Raw genomic sequence first — 21856 nt, forward strand, 5'->3', positions numbered from 1 at the left:
GACCGTCCGGCGCACGAGTTCAGTTGCGGCCGGAGGTGATGTAGTAGTACATCGGGTCGACCATGGCGAGCAGGTGCTCGATCTCGCTGTCGGTGAACCGGTTTCGACGGCTTACGGTGATCAGCACCAGATCGTTGATCGTCTGGGCGATGGTGTCGAACTCGCTGTCGGCCGATGCGGACCCGCCATCGGCCTTGTGCCGCACGGGATTCACCCGGCTCAGCTCGGCGCTGCCCGCGGCGGCGAGTGCGCGCAGCACGCCGGTGGACCCCCGGGAGCTCCCGGCCGTCGCGGCGTGGTTGTAGAACTGGATCGCGCCCTGCAGGAGGGTGGCCGGATGCGGACGCACCAGGGATCCGGCCCGTTTGTCCGCGAGGGGCGCACTGCCGGAACGGATCTCGCGATGGCTCAGGGCACGGGCCTTCGCCGTGAGGTATCGCGCCACCAGAATATCGCGGATCGTGCCGTACTCGGTGGTGCGCAGCAGATCGATCGACGCTTGCTCGTAATCCTCGACGGCAGAGGCGATCTCGCCCGGTTCGGCGGCCGGGCCGCAGCGGTCGAGCCGACGGGCGAAGGCGTCCAGGCGCAACAGCGCCCGGATGTTGCCCTCGTGCCGATGACGTTCGCTGGTGGTCACGGCGAAGCAGGCGAGCAGCTCACTTCGAATGGCGCCCATGCGATCTGCGAATACCGCGGTGTACGTCCCCCGGTGAGCCGGGTGCGTGGCGTAGGCCGTCTCCACTCGGCACAACCCGACGATGATGTCGGCGAGTTCCCCGGCGCGCAGCGTGTCGCCCGGCTCACGGGATATGGTCGCCGCGGGTGCGCACATCTGCGCCAGCGTGACCGCGATGGTGTGCAACGAGCGCATTTCTCGCTCCGGGTCCTCCTCACACAGGGCGCGGGCGTGATCGGCGCGGAATCGCGCGAGTTCGCGATGCAGTATCCAGCCCAGCGTCTCGGCGAAGGCCGACTCGGTCTCCTTGATCGACCGGATCCGGCTCAATCCGGTGGGCTCGTACTCCGCATTCCGGCACAGTACGGCCTCGGCGGCGGCGGCCGCGCGGGTGCAGCGGATGCCCATCATGCAGTCCAGGCGCGAGTGCGGATCGACCAGACTCATTCCCCGCCTGGCCCATTCACCGGCCGTGGTCGCCGGATGGCGATCGCCTCGACGATGACGTAGCAGATACCGTTCGGCGAGTTCGGCGGACCAGAACACCATATCGGGCCGATCCTCCCGCGCCGTCGCCTCCGCGAACTGCTCGCGCAGACCATCGATATCGAAGTGGCGAGCCGAGAAACGCGCCTCCAGCCGTTCGGCGTCGACACTGTCGCGCGCGGTCCGTTGCGAACGGCCGCCGCGGGCGGCCAGCTCCGCGATCGGCCCGGGAACCGGACGGTTCTCCGCGGTGATGTTCTCCACGACCGCGCGGGCGAGCGCTTCGACGGTCTTGAAATGCTTCCACATGGTGGCCTTGGGAATCGGCCCCTCGCTGCCGTCGCGCCGCAGGTATCCGCGCGCCTCGGCACACACATCGGCGTTGGTCAGCCGCTCGATCGAGGCACCGGCCGCGGGTGCGGCTATTCGCGCGAGCATCACCTGCTCGGCCGCGGTCACGATCATCGCGCGAGTTCGCTCCTCGACGGTCCGGCCGGTGCGCGCCTGATAGCTGGAGGAACCGGAATGCATTGGGATGGATGACACAGCCAAGAGTCTATTGCAGTACACAGCGCTATGAACGCGTCTATTCCGGCTAGGGTCGAACGAGCGACAAACCGGCAATCGGCCGGTTTCAGGAGAGGGGACACTGTGGAGACAACCGCCGCGAAACTCGCCCTGCTGCACCAGAACCTCGCGGACGCCCGGGAACCGGCCGGCGCGGTGGGAGTCGCCAAACGCGCGGCGAAGGGTATTCCCAGCCCTCGTCAGCGCATCGACATGCTGGTGGATCCGGGCAGTTTCCTGGAATTCGGTGCGCTGATGCGCCAACCCGGCTCCCCGGACGCGCTGTACGGCGACGGCGTGGTCACCGGACGCGCCCGCATCGAGGGGCGCCCGGTGGTGGTCATCTCGCACGACCAGACCGTGTACGGCGGCTCGGTGGGTGAGATGTTCGGCCGGAAGGTCGCGCTGGCAATGGATTCCGCGGCCGATGTCGGCTGCCCGTTCATCGCGATCAACGACTCCGGCGGCGCCCGGGTGCAGGACGCGGTGACCTCGCTGGCCTGGTACGCGTCCATGAGCCGACGGCAGCAGCGGCTGTCCGGCGTGGTCCCGCAGATCTCGCTGATGCTGGGCAAATGCGCTGCGGGCGCGGTCTATTCACCGATCAACACCGATGTGCTGATCGCGACCGAGGCCGCCTACATGTTCGTCACCGGTCCGGACGTCATTCGCCAGACCACCGGCGAGGAGGTCACTCTCGAGGAACTCGGCGGCGCTTTCAACCAGGCCCGCAATGGCAACATCCACCATGTCGCGGCCGACGAGCAGGCCGCGTTCGACTGGGCGCGAAGGTATTTGAGCTTCATGCCCGCGAGTTGTTTCGATTCTCCGCCGGTGGTGAATCCGGCCCTGGAACCCGAGATCACCGATTCGGACCGGGAGTTGAACGCGATCATCCCGGATGCGGATCGCAGCGGTTACGACATGTACGACATTCTGCTGCGGATCTTCGACGACGGCGATTTCCTGGAGGTCGGCGATACCGCGGCCCGCAATATGATCACCGGCTTCGCCCGGGTGGACGGCCGCAGCGTCGGCGTGGTGGCCAATCAGCCGCTGGTGTCCAGCGGCGCGATCGATGCGCGGTGTTCGGACAAGGCGGCGCATTTCATCCGGCTGTGCGACGCGTTCGGGCTGCCGCTGGTCTTCGTCGTCGACACTCCCGGCGTTCTGCCGGGCGTGGAGGAGGAGAAGATCGGCGTGATCAAGCGCGGTGGCCGGTTCTTCTACGCGGTCGTGGAGGCCACGGTGCCGATCGTCACCGTCGTCGTGCGCAAGGCGTACGGGGGCGGTTATGCGGTGATGGGCTCCAAACAGCTCGGCGGCGACCTCAATTTCGCCTGGCCCACCGCGCGCATCGCGGTGATGGGCGCCGAAGCCGCGGTCGGTCTCATCCAGCGCCGTCGGCTCGAGGCCGCCTCGGACGAGGAACGCCCGATTCTGCGCCGGCAGATGGTCGATTTCTACAACGAATCCATCGCGACCCCCTGGACCGCCGCCGAACGCGGCTACATCGACGCCGTCATCGAACCCGCGCACACCCGCCTGGAAATTCGCAAAGCACTGAATCTACTGCGCGACAAGACACTTCGGCACGGGCCCCGCAAGCACCACCTGCTGCCGCTATAGCGGGCCGCCGGGCTCGGCGAACGCGTCCGGATCCGCGCACAGGGCCTTCAGGTCGTCGAACGAGCGGGTGATGTACTCGTTCAGGTCATCGGCGGAGTCGTTGCGCCACAGGCGAATCGCCTCCCCGATCGTCGCCATGCCGATCTCCGCGGCCAGCCGCGCCCGCCGCCGCGGGATTCCGCGGGCGGCCAGTGCCTCGGCAACGACCTCGACCATGTTCGCGGCCTTGGCGAGTTCCCGTTCGCGCAGCGCCGGTGTCGCGGCGATGATGCGCGATCGCGGCTCGGACAGGGCCCGCCGGCTCTCCAGATAGGGCACCACGGTCCGGAACGCCGCGCACAGGATCGCCAGTGGCGCAGGCGTTCCGGGCACCGCGGCGATCGCGGCGGTCAGCGACTCGCGCATGACGCTCTCGCCGCCGAACAGCACCTCGCGCTTGTCCGCGAAATGGCGGAAGAACGTGCGTTCGGTGACACCCGCGGCGGCGGCGATCTCGGCCGTGGTGGTCGCGTCGTATCCGTTGCGGCCGTACAGGGTGATCGCCGCCTCCTGGAGGCGAGCGCGCGCTTGTTCTCCGCTGCGTGGCACAGCGGCAGTCTACAAGAGGTGTCAGTCACTGACGCAACATGATAGCGTCAGTGACTGACGCTATCGGTCGCGCACTCATCGGGAGGATCTCATGCGCATCTTCGTCACCGGCGGTTCCGGACTCACCGGCCCCGCCATCGTCTCCGAACTCATCGCCGCCGGTCACGCGGTCACCGGCCTGGCTCGGTCGGACGCCTCGGCCACGCGGCTGGAAGGTCTGGGCGCGACGGCGCATCCGGGATCGCTCGATGATCTCGACAGCCTGCGCGCGGGTGCCGAGCAGGCCGATGCCGTCGTGCACATGGCCTTCGGCGGCGACTTCTCCGATCCCGACGCCATGATGCGCCGGGACTGCGCGGCGATCCGCGCCCTCGGTGAGCCGCTGGCGGGTTCCGGCAAACCGCTGATCTCCACATCGGGCACCCTCGTGATGCCACGCGGGCGGGTGGCCACGGAAACCGATGCGCCCGACCGTGATTCGACCGCGGGCTTTCGCATTCGCGGTGAGGACGCCTGTCTCGAATTCGCCGAACGCGGCGTGCGCGCGAGCGTGATCCGCCTCGCCCCGACCGTGCACGGCCCGGGCGACTACGGCTTCATCCCCATGCTCATCACGGCCGCGCGGAAAACCGGCGTCTCCGCGTACATCGGCGACGGAAGCAACCGCTGGCCCGCGGTCCACCGGCTGGACGCCGCCGTGCTCTACCGCCTCGCGGTGGAGAAGGCTCCCGCCGGAGCGGTCCTGCACGGGACCGGCGAGGAGGCGATCACATTCCGGAGCATCGCCGAGAAGATCAGCGACGCTCTCGGCATCCCCACCCGCTCCCTCACCCCGCAGGAGGCGGCCACCCATTTCGCCAACCCGTTCATGGCCTCGGTGTACGCCGCCGACGCGCCCGTCTCCAGCGAATACACCCGCAAGCTGCTCGATTGGGAACCCACCCACCCCGGCCTGCTCGAGGACCTCGAGCACGGAGACTATTTCACCCCCGCGCAGCCCTGAGCACACCGGGGACCATTGTCCAGGGGCCGCTGCGCGGATCTTCGACGACGCCGCCCGGCTCGCTACCGCGGGCGAGCCGGGCGGGAATCGATCGGACCGAAAAGCGCTGCGGTCAGGCTTATTCCGTCATTCGTGCGCGGTTCGGGTGGTGAACGGCAGCACCAGCCGCGAGTGATGTGCCGCGTCACGGTAGATCTTGTGCGTGACCGCGCGCCCGACGGGCAGGTGGAAGGCGTCCGGCGGCAGCAGCGCATTGTGGTCGTCGGCCGGCGGCTCGTCGTTGGACAGTTCCGCCACCAGCCGGTGGCCGGGCCGGAGCGTCGCCGCGAAGGGGTACAGCCGCAGCACGTACTCCTCGATCGCGCCCGGCCGGACCGGCACGCTGCGCGTGTGCGGGTGGTACGGGTTGCCTTCGGTGGTGCGGTCGTCGAGCTCACGATGTGAGGCCTTGAGATAACCGGTGGTGATCAGCTGACGGCCGCCGTCCGGCGCGAGGTCCCACAGGCGCAGGATGAGATTCGTGTCGTCCTGGTCGATTTCGACGAAAAGGTGCGCGGCGCCGGTACCGATCAGCTCGGTGGGCTCCTCGAACGGCGCGGTGGTCCAGCTCAGGATTTCCACCTCGTCGGTGACCGTCAGCGGCGCCTGATAGAAACCGTCCGGGGCGGCATGCTGCGCGCCCATCGGCTCGGGCTCGGGCGAAAGTTTGTGCCGCGGACGCAGATACAGTGATCGATACGCCACTTCCGCCGGCGGCCACTGACTTCCGGTCACCCGCTCGCGGGTGCCCTCGACGAAGACCGACACCGCCGGTTCGTCCATGATCCCGTTATCGATGCCCTTGAGCCAGTACTCGTACCAGCGGAACATCTTGTCGTGCTCCTCGACGAACGGGCGCGACTGCATCGGCGGGTACGGGCCGATATCCAGTTTCTTGGGCCCGCGCAGTGCGTCGAACACCTCGATCGTGCCGTCCAGCGTCCAGCCGCGTCCCTGGTCGATCTGCAGGTAGACCGGGATGTCGATGTTCGGCGCGAGCGTGACCGGATTGCGTTCGGAGTACCAGTCCCCGTCGAGATTGTTCATCACGATGTCGAACCAGAACTCGCGGTTCTTCGGGTACTTCAGCACGTGCACGAGATTCGGCCACGCCGCCACGTCCGGATCGCGCAGTCGCTCGTCGACCAGCTTTCGCAGCTCCTCGGGCGAATGAATGTGCTGCATACGGGATTTCACATTCGTATGCGCGATGCCGGAGTCGCCGCCGCGTCCCTCGCGCGCCGCGCGCGGCATGAACCACATGATGCCGCCGTGGTAGGTGGTCTCGTAGAAGTCGTAGTGACCGCCGCTGACGAAGATGGCCGCCAGATGCGGCGGACGTTCGGCGGCGGCGAGCACCTGCATCGATCCGAAGTAGGAGATGCCGATCATGCCGACTTTGCCGTTGCACCAGGGCTGTTCGGCGACCCACTCGATGAAGTCGTACGCGTCCTGCCCCAGCGGCACACCACCGGCGTTGTAGTTGCCGATCATCTCGCCGCCCGAACCGCCCGACCCGCGCAGGTCCCCGATGACGTGGACGTAGCCCTCCCCGACGACGCGCGCGATGTCACCGGCCTCGATGCACCCGTCCCACATGGGACTGGGCCTGCGTTGCGGCGGCATGGTCAACGCCAACGCCTGCAACTCCTTTCCGTACGGGCTCAACGCGACCAGCGCGGGCCGCGGGATGTCCGCGACATCGCTGTACGCGTCGGCGACGAGGGTGACCCCATCGCGCATCGGCACTTCGAGATCGGTGCGCACGGCGATCTGCCGCCCGCCCGCGTCCACTGTGGTGAAATCGGCCATGAATGCGAAATTCCTTGTCCTGTAGAACGTCCGGCCGTCGCAACGTCCGGTTGGTAGCGGTGCCCGGTCGGTCAGCAGGTCCGGTCGAACCGCGTGCGGTAGCCGTGCATCGTGGTGAAGAACGGGGACGGCTCGAGCGCCGGATCCCCGCGATAACCGAGTTCGCCGGCGGCGCGCGCGAACGGTGAGTACGCCGAATCGGTCGAAGGCAGTCCCGCGCAAAGGCATCCGTGCGCGGCAGTGCCGACCCGGCCCTCGATGTCCAGGCTCTCCTGTAATGCCTCGCGGGCCTGGTCGGCGTCGAGTTCCACCTCGTAGGCCACCCCGTCCGCGTGCCGGAACGGATGACCGAGATACAGTCGCCGGGGCCGGATCTCGTCCCGCAGATACCGCAGGCTCGCCCGGTAGGCGTCCGGATCCTCGAAGCCGGGGAATCCGTTCGCAGCGCCGTGGATCTGCACCGCGTCACCGGCGAAGACCGCCTCGCGGCCGTTCACGGCGTAGGCGACCGAGCCGGCGGTGTGACCGGGGACCGAATGCACCGAGACGGTGACATCGCCACCGAGACAGAGGGTTTCACCACCCCGCACCAGCATCGTCGGTTCCATCTCCCCGGAGATCACCGCTTCGGCCGTGGCGGTCTGCGACGCCTCACCGGCGGGGTCGTTCAGATACTGCTGCCGCACGCTCAGGTAGTTCTCCACATGCGCGCGGCGCGAGCGCAGCATCGGCGCATCGGCCTCGTGGATCACCACCTCGGCGCGGCGGCCGGTGCGCTCCCACAGGTCGAAGGCCCCGCCGATGTGGTCGATATGCCCGTGGGTCAACAGGATCCAGCGAACGTCCTGGATCCTTCGCCCCAGCTTCGCCAGCGCCGGAGCCATCCCCTCGCCGGGCGAGGAGGCGATGCCGGTGTCGACGATGGCCGGTTCCGGGGCGTCGATGAAGAAGCTGTAGAGCCCGAACCGGCCCCACGGCGAGAACAGCGGGTGGATCGGCACCTCGTGCGTCATGGTCGTCCCTCTCCTCGCGGCTCAGTGCCGCCGCACGAATTCGGCGGTCTCGGTGAAGACCCGGTGGTACTCGGGAACCCACGAGAAGTGCTGCACGAAACCGTGATTCGCGCCCGCATACCGGTTGATCACGGCTTCCACCCCGGCTTCGCGCAGCCTGTGGCCGTAGAGTTCGCCCTCGTCGCGCATCGGATCGTGTTCGGCGGTGACGATCAGCGCGGGTGGCAGGCCGGTCAGATCCGCCCGTTTGATCGGCGAGACCAGCGGATCGGCCGGATCCGCGCCGCTGTCGAAGTAGAAGGCGTTGAACGGTTTCAGCACGGCGGTGCCGAGTCCGTATCCCTCGGCGTTCTCGCGCAGCGAAGCGTAGCGGTCGACGTCGAAATCCAGGTCCAGGGACGGGTAGTACAGAATCTGGTGGGTGATGCGGCCGAACCCGTCGTCGTGCGCCATCGCGGCGACCGCGGCGGCGAAGGTGCCGCCGGAGCTGTCACCCGCGATCGCGAGGGTATTGCCGTCCCAGGCAAGGCTTTCCGCGTTGTCCGCGGCCCATCGCACCACCGCGTGACAGTCCTCGAGTCCGGCCGGGAAGGCGGCCTCGGGGGCTCGGCGGTACCCGACGGACACCACCCGCAGACCCGTCGCGGCCGCCAGCGACCGCGCCACGTGATCGTGCGTGTCGAGGCTGCCCAGGAAGAACGCGCCGCCGTGGAAATACACCAGTAGCCCGTAAGTTTCGGCCTCGACCGGCGTGTAGACCCGCACCGGCACATCGCCCACGCGGGTGCTCGCGGTCAGGTCCCGGACCTGGCGCAGTGGCAGGCGTTCGGCCGGGGGCGGAACCTCGGCTTCCTCGCCCGCGCGCATGGCGGCCGGGTCGAGCGGGCCCTCGGGCGGGGCGGGCATGCGCGCGAGCGTTTTCGCGATCTCGGGATGCAGCGTCACGACCGCACCTCCTGCGCCGCGGCGGCCGCGGGCTTCTGCCCCGGGAAGACGTCCTCGACCTTGTTCGCGTCCCACGACTGCCGGGAGATGCGCTGTAGTTCGTCGGTGACGGGTTTTCGCTTGTCCTGGAACAATTCCAGTGCACCGGCGACCGAATCCGCTTGTCGCAGTGCGTCGGACAGGCCTCCGGCGTCCTGGATGGCCTGGTTCGCGCCCTGCCCCTGATGATGCAGCATCGCGTGCGCGGCGTCGCCGAGCAGCGTGACCGAATCCGAATGCCAGGTGTCCACCGGATCGATGTCGAAGACCGCGCGACAGGTCAGCGCATCCAGGTCCAGTTCGTGGGTGATCCTGCCCAGGCGCTCGTCGAAACCGTCCATCAGCCCGTCGAGGAACTCCCGGGTGATCCGCGGCGCCCACGCATCGTCGTCGGACAGGCAGGTGATGTCGTAGGAGAGTTGATCGCGATGACGCAGTGGCAGCAGATAGATCTTGGTGCCCTTGTCGTCGAGGTACATCCGCAGGTTGTCGTCCACGACCAGGCCGTACGCGTCGCCGGCGGAAATCACGACGCGGTAGGCGTGTTCACCGGAGAACACCGGATCGGCATCGCTGAACAGCTGTTTGCGGACCGCCGAGCGGATACCGTCCGCGCCGATCACCAGATCGGCGCTCACCTGCTCGCCGTTGGCGAAACGCAGCCGCGCCCGGTTGCCCTCGTCGGTGATCGTCTCCATCCGGTACCCCAGATGCACCCGGTCCGCGGGCAGGACGTTCAGGAATGTCTCGATGAAATCGCCTCGGTGGATCAGCCGGGTCCTGGTCTCCTCGGCATAGTCGTGAATGCCGGGCCACTCCTCGCGCCTGATGGATTCGCCGGTGCCGCTGAGGATTTCGAAGTAGTCGCTGGGTGAGCTCACCGCGGCCATCGCCTCGAAGATCCCCCACTCCCGGAACAGGTTCAGCGTCGGCGGGCGCAGGCCGATACCGGCGCCGACCTCCCGGATCCGGGTGGCCTGCTCGTAGACGTGCACATCGGCGCCGAGCAGGGTGAGCGCCTTGGCGGCCGCCGCACCGGCGTAACCGCCGCCGACGATCGCGATGGTGAGATCCTGCAGCTCTGAAGTCTTCATGGGGCTTGTCTTTCCGATTCAGTTCCGGATGGTCAGGAAGTCCGCGGGATTGTCGACGAACAGCGTGGTGATGGTGGATTCGTCGACACCGGCCGCGCGCAGGTCCGGGATGAGGTCCTCGAAGATGTAGTTCACGGTGTGTCCCTTGACTCCGGGCCAGCCCAGCGGACTGCAATTGGCATCGGCCGAAGCGAGTGCCTTGTCCAGGTGTGCCGCGATGAAGCGCAGGAAATGGTCCAGACGCTCCTTGCGCGGGCGGGCCCAGAACGGCGGATCCTCGAGTTCGGTCTCGTAGCCGAAGGTGTCGAAGCCGACCCGGGCGCCCTGTTCGGCGATCCAGGTGTCGCGGGTATTCTCGGCGTTGACGCCGTCGTCGGCGTGCCCGAACAGCACGCGCCCCAGCGGCAGCCCCTCCTCGTGGAAGATCGCGATGGCGTTCTCCGCGTCGATCGCCAGGTGGGTCAGGATCGGCACGCCGGTACTCAGCGCGGCACGGGCGGCAGCGCGGTAGATGCGCTTGTCCAGCTCGGTCATCCGGCCGCCGCGGCTCACCCCGACCTTGATCACCCCGGCGCGGCTGCCGGTGTTGCCGATGCCGACGGTGATCTCGTGGACGAAATGCTCGGCCAGATATTCCACGCTCGCCTCGGCGAAGTACGGCAGGGCGGTGTCACCGCCGACGAAGCCGGTGCAGGCCACGATGTGCACGCCGGTCTTCGCGGACAGCGATTTGTAGTAGTCCACGTCACGGCCGTTGCAGATGCCGGTGACATCGACGAAGGTGCCGCCGCCGTACTCGTGGAACGCGCGCAATTTCGGCACGGTCTCCGCGTACCGCTGTTCGGGCGTCTTCCACCACTTGGTGTCCAGTTCGGAACCGGGCATGCCGTATCCGATGTGCTCGTGTACGGCCACGATCCCCAGCGCTTCGGGCGGGATCGGCCCCAGGACGGTGTTCACTCTCGACACGACACTCACCTTCGGGAAATTCGGAATTCGATGGACATCGGCGTCACCGCACCGTCAGCAGTTCGCGCGGGTTGTCCACGAGGATCTGCCGCACGTCCTGCGCGGACAACCCCTGCGCGGTGAGCAGGGGAACGAACGCCGTCAGGACGTGGCCGTACGGCAGGTCGCGGCCGGGGCCACCCTTGGCTACACCGATTGCGTTGCTGGACAACAGGATTCGATCACCGAAGCCTGCGTCCACGAGTTCGCGGACCACCGCGGCGCGCTCCTGGTCGGTGACGTATTCGCCGCTCTGCGTGCCGATCTCGGCCAGGGCGACGTAAGCTCCCCGCCGCGCGATCTCGAGCGGCGCTCCCGCGGCGACCGCGTCCTTGCGGTCGAGCCCGCCCACCACGACACGTTCGGCCGCGAGCCCCTCGGCCAGGACGACCGCGAGATCGTGCGCGGCCTCGGCCCCGAAGCGGATCGATACCGGAACACCGTTGGCGTGCGCGGCGCGGGCCGCACCGCGGAACAGGCTCTCGTCGGTCGCGGTCATGCCCGCGCGGGTCGCCGCGGTGGCCACCAATCCGGCCGCGCCGCGGCGTTCGACGCGCGGCACCACCATCCCCTCGGCGACCTCCGCGCCGAACAGGTCGGCGAACTTCTCGGCCGGCCACGGTGTCGGCGGATTCGTCTGCGGCGTAAGGAAATACCCGCCGAGCATGCCATCCGGCCCCATTCCCGTCGACGCCACGATATGTACGCCGGTGGCGCGCGAGAGGGTTTCGTACAAGCGCACGTCGCGGCCGTGGAACATGCCGGTGACATCGACGATGGTCCCGCCGCCGCAGTCGCGGAAGTCCCGCAGTTTCGCCGCCAGGATCTCGAAGATCTCGGCGTGGTCGATGGAGACGTCGAATGCGTACTGCGCCCCGGGCACCACCGACAGCAGCGCCTCGTGCACCGCCACGACACCGAGGTCTCGAGCGGGAATCGGTCCCAGGACGGTGTTCACGACGCCGCCGCCGGCATTCACGTCCTTCACTGGCTACTTCCTTTCGATGCGACGCGATACCTCGCGTCGTCCTCCTGAGTGGCTGTGCTGCCCGCACCCTCCGGCGCAGTCGGCCTCCGGGTGAACCCGGGCAAAGTCATGCGGTCACGCCGCTGATGTGAACGGTGTCATATAACCTTACATCATGTCAAGCGAACCAACGCTGCGTAAATTTAATTGTGCTTACATACACCACTCATCGAGTAGCCGCGAACTCCGCGTCGGGCGGTGACGGCTCGTCGACCGCACGGTGCGAGCCGAACAGCCCGACCAGGGTGAGCACCGCCGCTCCCGCGGCACACAGTCCGGCGATCAGGAACGCGAAACCGTAAGCGCTGCCGAGGGATTCGAACGCCAGCTGATGCAGGCTCGCGGGCATCGGCAGCGGCGGCAGGTGCGCGCCCGCACCCGGCACGACCGGCAGGGAGTTGATCGCCATCGCGCCGCCCTCGTGGGCGATCCCCCCGGCGATGCCGGTGTAGGACGGCGGCAGCCCGGACGCGCCGAGGGCCCGGCTCAGGCCGCCGGTCATCTCGCCGTTCGCCCGGCTGACGGCGAATGCGGCGATGAGCACCGGACCGAGCGCGAAACCGAAGTCGCGCAACAGGTTCGTGGTGGCGCTGGCCATTCCGGCCAGCCGCAGCGGAACCGAGTTGATCGCGACGGCCGTGATCGAGCCGACGGTGAGCGCGAAACCCACGCCCAGCACCAGCATCGGTGCGATGAACCGCGTCCAGTTCATGTCGTGGACGTCGAAACTCGCACTCCACAAGCCGCTGACGGCGATCAGGGCGAATCCGGCGGTCAGTACCCAGCGCGGGGAGAAGTTCCGGATCAGCTGCGATACCAGCGGAACCAGCAGGAAGGCCGGTCCCTGGATGAACAGGAACAACACCCCGACCTTCAGCGCACTCTGATGCTGGACCGCGCCGAGCCGGATGCTCATCGAATAGCAGATCGCCAGAAAGGCGAACATGCCCACGACCGTGGCTACCGCGACGACGGCGTAGGCGCGGTTGGCGAAGATGTGCAGGTGCAGCAGCGGGGCATCGGACCGCAGCTCGACGACGACGAACGCGCCCAGCAGCGCGATGCCCGCGACGAACGCGCCGATGATCTCCGGCCGGAGGAAGCCGCCCTCGGAGCCCTGGGTGGCGGCGAACAGGATCGCCACCAGCCCGAGGGCCAGCGTGAGCTGACCGGGAATGTCCAGCTTGCGGCCCTGCGGGGCAGCGGAATCGGCGGCCGGGTGCGTCAGTGCGATCGACACCACGGCCGCCACGACCACCACCAGGTACGACGTCCGCCAACTCCCCTCCTGCGCGAGCCAGCCACCCAGCAGCGGCGATATCGCCGCGCCGATCGACAGAAATCCGGCCCAGACGGCGATCACCTTGGCCCGCGCCTGCGGCGATGGGCTCACCGCGGCCAGCATCGCCAGCGAGATCGGGTAGAGGATCGCGGCGCCCACTCCGGCCACGACCTGACCGATCCACAGCACCTGGACCGCCCCGGCGAAGTAGCTCACCACCGATCCGGCGACGGTCAGCACAGCGCCCGCCTGCAGTAATCGCTTGCGGCCGAACAGATCACCGATCACACCGGTGGTCAGTTCGAGCACGACCATCGGGATCGCGAACGCGGCCGTGACCCAGGTCAGCTGCGCGCCGGTGGTCCCGAACTCCTGTTGGAAGGTGCCATTGAGCGCGCCGGGCAACGAGTACGCCACCTGCGCGAGTAGTACGGCGAAGCAGCCGGCGACCACCGTGGCGGTATGGGCCTTCTTACGGGTACTGATCTGCGTCATTGCGGATTTTCTTTCCTTCGATGGGGCCGGGGGCGGTCGGCTCGACTGCCCGCGTCCACCGGCCCGTTGTGAGAGCGGACACCGCTCGAATGTGCAAGGTGTCATATTTCTTAACGCTGTGTCAAGCATGCAATCGTTGAGTATTCAGAACGACCGGTGAGCACGGATCCCAACCGAGGTGCTCTACCCTGGCGAGATGGCGACGCTTCGTGAAGCGCAGAAGGAGATGACGCGCAAACTCCTGCTCGATGCCGGGCTGGAACTGTTCGTGTCCAAGGGATATGCGACGACGACGGTCGATGACATCGCCTCCGCGGCGGGCACGACCCGGGTGACCTTCTACGCGTACTTCCCCTCGAAGGTCGATCTGATGAAGGCGCTGATCGCCGAGCGGCTCAATCGCGAACTCGACCGAGTGCCGTCGGCAGAACACGGATCGACCGAACGCGAGCTGGTCGCCGTGGTGCAGGACGGCTCACCCGAGCGGATCCGCACCTGGCTCACCGCGACCTCGGCGCGATGGGATGCGATCCGCCCTTACACCACAACGGCTTTCGAGGCGGCCGCCGTCGATCCGGAGATCCGCGCACTGTTGGACGAGTGGCTGAACGAGGCCATCGGCGATATCGAGGACGGTCTCGACCGGGCGGACCGGTTCCCCGCCGGAACTCGCCACTTCCGCAGCGTCATCGCGATTACCGCGCTGGATCATGTTGCGCGGCACTGGACTCCGGGACACTGGGGCGTCGAGCGCGAGCAGATGCTGGACGTGCTCACCGAGAGTTGGGTCGGCTCGATCGGGCGACACTGACTCCCGGTCAGGGCCTGGCCGCGTCGAACAGCAGTCGGCGCAGCCACGCGATGAAATGCTGGTCACCGAGATTCGGATTCCAGACCATATCGACGCCGAGCCCGGGGATCGGGAACGGGAACTCCTCGATCCGCAACTCGAGCAGTGTCCCCATCGCGGCCGCGACCCGGAAGCGCAGCAGCGCCACACCGCCCACCCGCGCGACCAGGTACGGCACCAGCAGGAAATCTGAGATCCGCTGTCCGACACGGTAACTGACGCCCTGCTCGTCGAGCACCCCGTACGGGAACACCCGGCGTTCGCTGTCCACGACGATATGCGGCTCGGTGGTCAGCAGTTCGAGCGCGCTCGCTTCCGGGGACGTGCGCGTCGAGGCCACCACCACGCACCGGTCGTCGTACAGCCGCTCACGCGGATGGGGTGCGGCGAATCCCTCGGAAAGCAGGACGACGTCGACGCCGTGTTCGGTGAAGGTGGATTCGGTCGGCACGGCGATCGTGCGCAGTCGCAGGGTCGCGTACGGGGCGCGTTCGGCCACCAGGGCGCCCAGCCGCGGCCCGAGGACGAAGGCCGTACTGGTCGTCATCGCGACGGTGATGACGCGGCGATCGGTCGCCGGATCGAAGGCGGGGAAGTCGACCAGGTCGGCGGTCTGTTGCAGCACCGCCCGCAGCGGTGCGATCAGCTCCAGCGCGCGCGGGGTCAGCGTCGCGCCGCTGCTGCCCTGCCGGACGAGCAGGTCGTCGTCGAACAGGCGACGCATCCGGCCCACGGCGTGACTCATCGCGGACTGGGTCAGCCCGATACGCTCGGCCGCCCTGGTCACCGACCGTTCCTCCAGCACCGCGAGCAGTGGCACCAGCAGGTTGAGGTTGACCGAGGCCAGCCGATCCAGCCCGGACCGCGCGAGGTCCGCTTCCGCTTCGCTCATCGCGTCGAACCTTACGCGGCGCCCGGCCCGGTTCAGACCAGACGCAGGGCCGCGACCGGGCAGACCCGGGCAGCGGCACGGGCCTGTTCCGCATCGCTGTCCGGCGCCTCGTCGCGGACGAAGGTCAGCTCACCGTCATCGTCGAGTTCGAGCAGCGCCGGTGCTGCACCCGCACACAATCCGTGTCCCTCGCAGCGTGTCCGATCCACCTCGAGCCTCATACCGGCAGCACCTCACGCACGGGCAACTGCTCGATGCCGCGGGTGATGTTGCTCGGGATCCGCACCTCGTCGCCGACGACGAGCCGTCCGACGTGGCGGGCCAGCGCCTCGACGACGGCATGCCCTTCGAGCCGGGCCAGCCCCTGCCCGGCGCAGCCGTGCGGACCGTAACCGAAGGACAGGTGATCGGTCGGCGCCCGCTCGACCAGGAACGCGTCGGGATTCTCGTAGTGCCGCGGATCCCGGTTTCCCGCGCCGAACAGGATCGCGACCTTCGCTCCCGCCGGGATCACGAGGTCGTCGATCACCACGTCCTCGGTGGCGCGACGCCCCCACGCGTGGACCGGCGCCCAGTACCGCAGCGCCTCGTTGAACGCGCCGGGCACGAGCGCCGGATTCGCGCGGACCAGGGCGAGCTGCTCCGGGTGCGCCGCGAACAGGGCGACGATATTGCCGATGGCCGCGATCGTGGTGTCGACACCGGCGCCCAGATACTGGTGGATGATGTGTCCGGCGGTGCCGGGCGGGATCGCGCCGCGCTCCTGCGCCTCGAAGATGCCGCGACCGACCGAGCCGGGCGACAGGTCCTCGGCGGTGACCGTCGAGCACCACTCGTACAACTCGCCCGCGATCGGGAAGCTTTCCGCCGTACGGGAATTCATCGGCCCGATGACCTGCATCGCGGCCTGCCCCCAGCGCAGCATGTTGTCGCGGACGCGGCCGGTGAAGCCGATCAGATCGGCGACGACCTGCAAGGGGAACGCACGAGCCAATGCGTCGACGGCATCGAACGATCCGCGCGCGGCCAGGTCCGCGACCAGCGCGTCCGCCTTGGCGTCGATCGTCTTCTTCAACCCGCGCAGCGCCCGCGGCGACAGATTCGCGGTGAGCGTGGCCCGCAATCGCGTGTGATCCGGCGGATCCGAGGCGAGGGAGGTTCCGGCCAGCGCCTCGTTCACCATCGGGTTGAAGCCGATCGCCCCGGCCGAGGAGAAGCTCTCCCAGTCGATCAGGGCCTTGCGGATCACCCGGTACCGGGTGAGCGCGTACACCTCGTTCGCCGGCAGATGCACGACCGGCCCGAGCTCGCGCAATGCGGCGTACGACCGGTACGGATCGATGAGCACCTCGTCGTCGAACAGGTCGAGATCGGAGACGGGCGGGGCTGAGACGGTCATGGGTTCACCTCGGGTCGGCAATCGGTAAGCCCATTGAAGTGACCGCATTCACATCGATCAAACACATGTTTTGCATGCCGTTGCATGCATTCAGTGCATGTCCTCGCGGGCGCCGCCCGCCTCGATGGCCCCAGCCGACCGGAGCAGCGTCGCGACGAGCGACGGCAGCCGATCACGGTCGTAGCGGACGGACGGCATCGAGATCGACAGACCTGCCAGCGCGGTGCCTTCGGAGTCCCGGACCGGTACGCCGATCGCGACCACGCCGCGTTCGGACAGCCCGTTGTTGAGCGCGAATCCGGCCCGGCGGACCCGGGCGAGCTGGGCGCGCAGCCTCGGCAGGTCGGGCTGTTCGTCCGGATGTTCGACATACCGCTGCCCGGCGTACAGGTCGTCGACCTCGGCGGGGTCGAGCGCGGCGAGCAACACCAGACCGGCGGTGGTGCGATGGGCCGGGAACACCATCCCCTCGCGCGAACCCACCCGCAGCGCCTGCGAGCATTCGATGCTCGCGATGAATCGCGTCGTATCCCCGGTGCGGATGGTCAGATTCGCCGACTCTCCCACGACGTCGACCAGTCGTTGCAGGTGCGGCAGGGCCGCGGCCCGCAATCGGGAGGTCCGGGACTGCGAGTGCGTGGCGAGTTGCAGAACCGGCCCGGGGTGATAGGCGCGCTGGTCGTCCTGGACCGCGAAGTCGCGATAGACGAGCGTCTGCAGCAGCCGATGGGCCGTGGAACGCGCGACGCCCAGGCGCTCGGCGATGTGGCTCACCGTCAGCCCGCCCTCCAACTGGAGCATCACCGCCGCCCGCAACGCGTGGTCAGCGCTGGTCACCACGTACGCCGGTGGTGTCTTCTGTTCCGCGCTCACCGCACTCCGTTCCGTTGTGCAGAATTTCATGTTCTGCTGATGCTACCGGGATCAGGGTGGAGATATGAGCACGACCGACACCCCCGTCCGGCTACAGGCGGTCAGCGCACCGAATCAGCCGGAGGTGACTCCCGCCCTCGAGGAGTTGTACCGCGGCTTCGAGCAGGAGTTGCTCGTACCGCTGTGGACGCAGATCGGCGATCTGATGCCTGCGCGGCCGAATTCACATGCGGCGCCGCACTTGTGGCGATGGCATAAGCTGCTGCGCCTGGCCGAACAGGCTGGTGCGATCGTCCCGGTCGGCCGCGGCGGTGAGCGCCGGGCGATCGCGCTGGCGAACCCGGGCCTGGGCGGGCGGCCGTTCGCCACCCCGACGCTGTGGGCCGCGATCCAGTACCTGATGCCCGGCGAGGACGCCCCCGAACACCGGCACACCCAGCACGCGTTCCGCTTCGTGGTCGAGGGCTCGGGCGTGTGGACCGTGGTCGGCGGCAACGGCGACACGCCCGCCGGCGATGCGGTCCCGATGCGCCGGGGTGATTTCCTGCCGCAGGCGGGCTGGAACTGGCACGCGCACCACAACGCGACCAGCGAGCCGATGGCCTGGATCGACGGCCTGGACATCCCGTTCCAGTACCTCGTCGAATCGCAGTTCTTCGAGTTCGGCCGCGAACAGCTCGGCCAGGCCGAGCGGATCACGCCGGAACGCTCACGCTCCGAACGACTCTGGGGTCATCCGGGCCTGCGGCCGCTGTCGGTCGGGCGAGTCGGTCCCGGCTCGCCGCTGCTGGCCTACAAATGGGAGCACACCGACGCCGCGCTGAGCGATCAGTTGCTGCTGGAGCGGCAGGGCTACGGCGGCACCGTCGAGCCTGGTCATGCCGCGGTGCGATTCACCAACCCGCACAACGGTTCCGACGTTCTGTCGACGCTGCGCGCGGAGTTCCACCGCATCGCCCGAGGCGCGCAGACCGCCCCGGTCCGCGAAACCGGCTCCTCGGTCTACCAGGTCTTCGACGGGTCCGGCACGGTCCGCGTCGGCGACGCGAGCTGGTCGGTCACGCGCGGGGATCTGTTCGTCGTTCCCTCGTGGGAACCCTTCTCCGCCACCTCGGAGGCCGGTCGCACCGACTCCGATTCCGGCGCACTGGATCTGTTCCGTTTTTCGGACGCACCCGTTTTCGAGGCGCTCCGGCTCGACCGTCAGGAGATCACCCGATGAAACTCGCCACCCTCCGCGTCGACGGCGGCACCCGCGCGGTCCGCCTCGACGGCGACCTGCTGGTCGATCTGGGCCACGAACACCTCGGCGCGCTGCTGGCCCGCGAGGACTGGGCCACCGTCGCCGCCACGGCCACCGGCGCGAGCCGGCCGGTGGCGGATGCCGACTTCGCCCCGGTGGTGCCCGACCCGTCCAAGGTGATCTGCGTCGGCCACAACTACACCAACCACATCGCCGAGATGGGTCGCGAACTTCCCAGCTACCCAACACTTTTCACGAAGTTCGCGGACACCCTCACCGGGCCGGACGACCCGATCGCCAAACCCGCGGAGACCGACGCCCTCGACTGGGAGGTCGAACTGGTGGTCGTCATCGGCAAGCCGGTGCGCCGAGCGAACGACGACGAGGCCGCCACCGCCATCGCGGGATTCACCGTCATGAACGACATCTCCGTGCGGGACTGGCAGTTCCGCACCGTCGAATGGTCCCAGGGCAAGATCTGGGACTCCTCCACCCCGGTCGGGCCCTACCTGGTGACCCCCGACGAGGTCGGCGGGGTCCGCCCGGCACTCGAGGTGACCACCCTCGTCGACGACCGGGTCATGCAGCGCGACGACACCGGCACCCTGCTGTTCGACCCGGTCCACCTCGTCCGGTACATCTCCACGGTCATCCGGCTGAACCCGGGCGACCTGATCGCCACCGGCACCCCCGCCGGAGTCGGCCACGCCCGCGATCCCAAGGTGTATCTCACCGGCGGCGAGACCGTGGTGACGCGGATCGCCGGACTGGGGCAGTGCACCAACCGGATCGTCGCGGAGTCGTGACGGTGCGCACGCACGCGGACGCACTGCGCTGGGTCGCGGCCGGCACTGCCCGGTTCACCGAACAGGCCGCCGCACTGGGCGAATCGCAGATGTCGCTGCCGTGCGGCCTGCCCGGCTGGACGCGCAAACACCTGCTCGCGCACGTCGCCGCCAACGCCGATGCCCTCGGCCACCTCGTGTCCTGGGCCGCGACCGGCGAACCCCACCCCATGTACTCCTCACCCGACCAGCGCGCCGCCGATATCGAGTCCGGGGCAAGGCTTTCCGCGACCGATCTGATCGCCGCACTGCACGGGTCGGCACACCGGCTGACCGACGCCATGGCCGCGCTCACCGAAAAACAGTGGGAGACCGAGGTTCGCACCGCACAGGGCCGGGCCGTGCCCGCCACCGAGATTCCGTGGCTGCGAGCGCGCGAGGTATGCGTCCACACGGTCGATCTCGGCACCGGCGTGCGGTTCGCCGACCTGCCCGGGGACTTCCTGACCGCACTCGTGGCGGATATCGGCGCCAAGCGAGGTCTCGGCAAGCTCCCCGCCGGTCCGCTGCCCGAGGTCGCCGCCTACCTCGCCGGACGTTCCCATTCTCTCGCCGATGTCCCCGACCTCGGCCCCTGGTTGTAAGGAGACCACCGCATGAGCACCCCGGACACCGCGAGCACGCCCGACGTCGTCATCGTCGGTGGGGGAATCGGCGGCCTCGGCGCCGCCTTCGCGCTGGCCCGGCTCGGTCTTCGAATACGAGTTCTGGAGCAGGCCGGCGAATTCGGCGAGGTCGGCGCGGGAATTCAGCTCGCACCCAACTGCACGCGCATCCTCGACGACTACGGTCTGCTGGACGCCGCCAAGGCCCGCGGCGTCGTGCCGGATCGGATGGTGATGCGCGACGCGGTCGACGGCAGTGAGCTCACCGCACTGGACCTGCGTGACCTCGAACGACGCTATGGCTTCCCGTATCTGGTCATCCACCGCAGCGACCTGCACGCACTGTTCCTGGACGCCTGCCGGAACGCGGGCGTGGAACTGCTCACCGAGCAGCGGGTCGTCTCGTACACCCAGGACGCCGGGACAGCCACCGCCACCACGCGGGACGGCGCGGATCACCGGGCGGCCGTCGTCATCGCCGCCGACGGACTGCATTCGGTCGCCCGCAAGATGTTCCTCGACGATCGGCCGGTGTCCTCGGCGTACGTCGCCTATCGCGGCACCGTGCCGGTCGCCCGGGCGGGCCGCCCGGTCGACCTGTCCGAGGTGGTCGTGCACGTCGGACCACGGTGTCATTTCGTCCACTACGGACTGCGCGGCGGAGATCTGCTCAACCAGGTCGCGGTCTTCGAATCCCCCAAGGCGCGCGCCGGACTCGACGACTGGGGCACGCCGGACGAGCTCGACACCGCATTCGAGGGGACCTGCGCGGCAGTGCGCCAGGGATTGCCGCACATGTGGCGGGACAAGTGGTGGCGGATGTACGACCGCGACCCGATCGACACCTGGGTCCAGGGCCGGATCGCCCTGCTCGGCGACGCGGCCCATCCCCCGCTGCAATACATGGCCCAGGGCGCGATCATGGCGATCGAGGACGGCTGGGTCCTGGCGGAGCATGCCGAGCGCCTGCGCAGGGCCGACCACACCGTCGACTGGCCCGGCACGCTCGCGGCCTATGCGGCGGTCCGGCCCGAACACTGCCGCCGCGTCGTACTGACCGCCCGCGCCTGGGGTGAACTGTGGCACCTCGACGGAGTTCAGCGGGAGCGCCGCAACACGCTGCTTCGCGCACGCGCCGTGCACGACTACTCGTTCACCGACTGGATCTACGGCCCGACCGCGCTGTTCCCGGGGGACGAACCGGCCATGTTCGAGCCGATCCCGCTCGCGTCCGCCGACCGAATTCACGCCGCGCGAGTCGCATCGGCCGGTCGCCGCGAACATGCGCGGTGAACTGCGTCTAAACCTGTTTTCGGGTAGCAAAAACAGTTACCTCGGGCAACGACCACGGTGTCCGCCGTCACCGCGACACGTGTCCGATTGCCGATCGACCTGTTACGCTTCCGGCCGGAACCGACGGTAAATCCCGACAATCTCCCGGAT

General features: G+C 68.4%; 20 protein-coding genes. 7 read left to right on the plus strand and 13 right to left on the minus strand.

Features of this window, described 5'->3' with window-relative positions; translation table 11 throughout:
- Positions 1 to 19 precede the first annotated feature (19 nt).
- Positions 20 to 1711, minus strand: coding sequence for a hypothetical protein (locus AC5WS7_RS11455; RefSeq protein ID WP_495954392.1), 1692 nt, complete (start codon positions 1709 to 1711; stop codon positions 20 to 22).
- 105 nt (positions 1712 to 1816) lie between these two features.
- On the opposite strand from AC5WS7_RS11455, the gene AC5WS7_RS11460 reads away from it, so the two are divergent.
- Positions 1817 to 3361 carry an acyl-CoA carboxylase subunit beta gene (locus AC5WS7_RS11460; protein WP_495954393.1) on the plus strand — a complete coding sequence of 515 codons (1545 nt, stop codon included), beginning with the start codon at positions 1817 to 1819 and terminating at the stop codon, positions 3359 to 3361.
- Here AC5WS7_RS11460 and AC5WS7_RS11465 read toward each other — a convergent pair.
- Positions 3356 to 3949: a TetR/AcrR family transcriptional regulator gene (locus tag AC5WS7_RS11465; protein ID WP_495954394.1), complete on the minus strand. Its 594-nt coding sequence runs from the start codon at positions 3947 to 3949 to the stop codon at positions 3356 to 3358. The two genes, AC5WS7_RS11460 and AC5WS7_RS11465, sit on opposite strands and share 6 nt — an antisense overlap.
- Before the next feature lie 91 nt (positions 3950 to 4040).
- Between AC5WS7_RS11465 and AC5WS7_RS11470 the strand changes: the two genes are divergently transcribed.
- Positions 4041 to 4952, plus strand: coding sequence for an SDR family oxidoreductase (locus AC5WS7_RS11470; protein ID WP_495954395.1), 912 nt, complete (start codon positions 4041 to 4043; stop codon positions 4950 to 4952).
- Between the two features lie 126 nt (positions 4953 to 5078).
- Here the strand turns inward: AC5WS7_RS11470 and AC5WS7_RS11475 are convergent, their stop codons facing one another.
- From AC5WS7_RS11475 to AC5WS7_RS11505, 7 genes are all read right to left on the minus strand, one after another.
- Positions 5079 to 6803 carry a CocE/NonD family hydrolase gene (locus AC5WS7_RS11475; protein WP_495954396.1) on the minus strand — a complete coding sequence of 575 codons (1725 nt, stop codon included), beginning with the start codon at positions 6801 to 6803 and terminating at the stop codon, positions 5079 to 5081.
- A gap of 71 nt (positions 6804 to 6874) precedes the next feature.
- A complete protein-coding gene (locus tag AC5WS7_RS11480) occupies positions 6875 to 7816 on the minus strand; it encodes an MBL fold metallo-hydrolase (RefSeq protein WP_495954397.1) in 942 nt (313 codons plus the stop codon).
- 21 nt (positions 7817 to 7837) lie between these two features.
- The gene (locus AC5WS7_RS11485; protein ID WP_495954398.1) at positions 7838 to 8761 is read right to left on the minus strand and encodes an alpha/beta hydrolase; all 924 of its coding nucleotides are present in this window, start codon (positions 8759 to 8761) and stop codon (positions 7838 to 7840) included.
- Positions 8758 to 9894: an FAD-dependent oxidoreductase gene (locus tag AC5WS7_RS11490; protein ID WP_495954399.1), complete on the minus strand. Its 1137-nt coding sequence runs from the start codon at positions 9892 to 9894 to the stop codon at positions 8758 to 8760. Before AC5WS7_RS11490 ends, AC5WS7_RS11485 begins: the two co-directional genes overlap by 4 nt.
- Positions 9895 to 9912: 18 nt before the next feature.
- On the minus strand, positions 9913 to 10863 hold the full coding sequence (locus AC5WS7_RS11495) for a phosphotriesterase family protein (RefSeq protein WP_495954400.1): 951 nt from the start codon (positions 10861 to 10863) through the stop codon (positions 9913 to 9915).
- 43 nt (positions 10864 to 10906) lie between these two features.
- A complete protein-coding gene (locus AC5WS7_RS11500; RefSeq protein ID WP_495954401.1) occupies positions 10907 to 11890 on the minus strand; it encodes a phosphotriesterase family protein in 984 nt (327 codons plus the stop codon).
- A 205-nt stretch (positions 11891 to 12095) separates the two neighbouring features.
- The gene (locus tag AC5WS7_RS11505; RefSeq protein WP_495954402.1) at positions 12096 to 13706 is read right to left on the minus strand and encodes an MFS transporter; all 1611 of its coding nucleotides are present in this window, start codon (positions 13704 to 13706) and stop codon (positions 12096 to 12098) included.
- A 196-nt stretch (positions 13707 to 13902) separates the two neighbouring features.
- On the opposite strand from AC5WS7_RS11505, the gene AC5WS7_RS11510 reads away from it, so the two are divergent.
- A complete protein-coding gene (locus AC5WS7_RS11510) occupies positions 13903 to 14517 on the plus strand; it encodes a TetR/AcrR family transcriptional regulator (protein WP_495954403.1) in 615 nt (204 codons plus the stop codon).
- 7 nt (positions 14518 to 14524) lie between these two features.
- On the opposite strand, the gene AC5WS7_RS11515 is transcribed toward AC5WS7_RS11510, so the two are convergent.
- The 4 genes from AC5WS7_RS11515 to AC5WS7_RS11530 form a co-directional block, all read right to left on the minus strand.
- The gene (locus AC5WS7_RS11515) at positions 14525 to 15448 is read right to left on the minus strand and encodes a LysR family transcriptional regulator (protein ID WP_495954404.1); all 924 of its coding nucleotides are present in this window, start codon (positions 15446 to 15448) and stop codon (positions 14525 to 14527) included.
- A gap of 32 nt (positions 15449 to 15480) precedes the next feature.
- Positions 15481 to 15669 (minus strand): ferredoxin, encoded by a 189-nt coding sequence (locus tag AC5WS7_RS11520; RefSeq protein ID WP_495954405.1) that lies wholly within the window; start codon positions 15667 to 15669, stop codon positions 15481 to 15483.
- A complete protein-coding gene (locus AC5WS7_RS11525) occupies positions 15666 to 16847 on the minus strand; it encodes a cytochrome P450 (protein WP_495954406.1) in 1182 nt (393 codons plus the stop codon). The genes AC5WS7_RS11520 and AC5WS7_RS11525 overlap by 4 nt, the downstream gene beginning before the upstream one ends.
- Positions 16848 to 16937: 90 nt before the next feature.
- Entirely contained in the window at positions 16938 to 17720 is a 783-nt protein-coding gene (locus AC5WS7_RS11530; RefSeq protein WP_495954407.1) for an IclR family transcriptional regulator, read from the minus strand.
- Between the two features lie 64 nt (positions 17721 to 17784).
- On the opposite strand from AC5WS7_RS11530, the gene AC5WS7_RS11535 reads away from it, so the two are divergent.
- Genes AC5WS7_RS11535 through AC5WS7_RS11550 form a run of 4 tightly spaced genes read left to right on the plus strand, consistent with a single transcriptional unit; the run spans position 17785 to position 21706 of the window.
- Positions 17785 to 18942: a cupin domain-containing protein gene (locus AC5WS7_RS11535; protein WP_495954408.1), complete on the plus strand. Its 1158-nt coding sequence runs from the start codon at positions 17785 to 17787 to the stop codon at positions 18940 to 18942.
- Positions 18939 to 19769: a fumarylacetoacetate hydrolase family protein gene (locus tag AC5WS7_RS11540; RefSeq protein ID WP_495954409.1), complete on the plus strand. Its 831-nt coding sequence runs from the start codon at positions 18939 to 18941 to the stop codon at positions 19767 to 19769. Before AC5WS7_RS11535 ends, AC5WS7_RS11540 begins: the two co-directional genes overlap by 4 nt.
- Positions 19770 to 19771: 2 nt before the next feature.
- On the plus strand, positions 19772 to 20392 hold the full coding sequence (locus AC5WS7_RS11545; protein WP_495954410.1) for a maleylpyruvate isomerase N-terminal domain-containing protein: 621 nt from the start codon (positions 19772 to 19774) through the stop codon (positions 20390 to 20392).
- Between the two features lie 12 nt (positions 20393 to 20404).
- Positions 20405 to 21706 carry an FAD-dependent monooxygenase gene (locus AC5WS7_RS11550; RefSeq protein WP_495954411.1) on the plus strand — a complete coding sequence of 434 codons (1302 nt, stop codon included), beginning with the start codon at positions 20405 to 20407 and terminating at the stop codon, positions 21704 to 21706.
- The last annotated feature ends 150 nt before the right edge of the window (positions 21707 to 21856 follow it).

It is taken from the genome of Nocardia sp. PLKS1-43, from assembly GCF_059510335.1.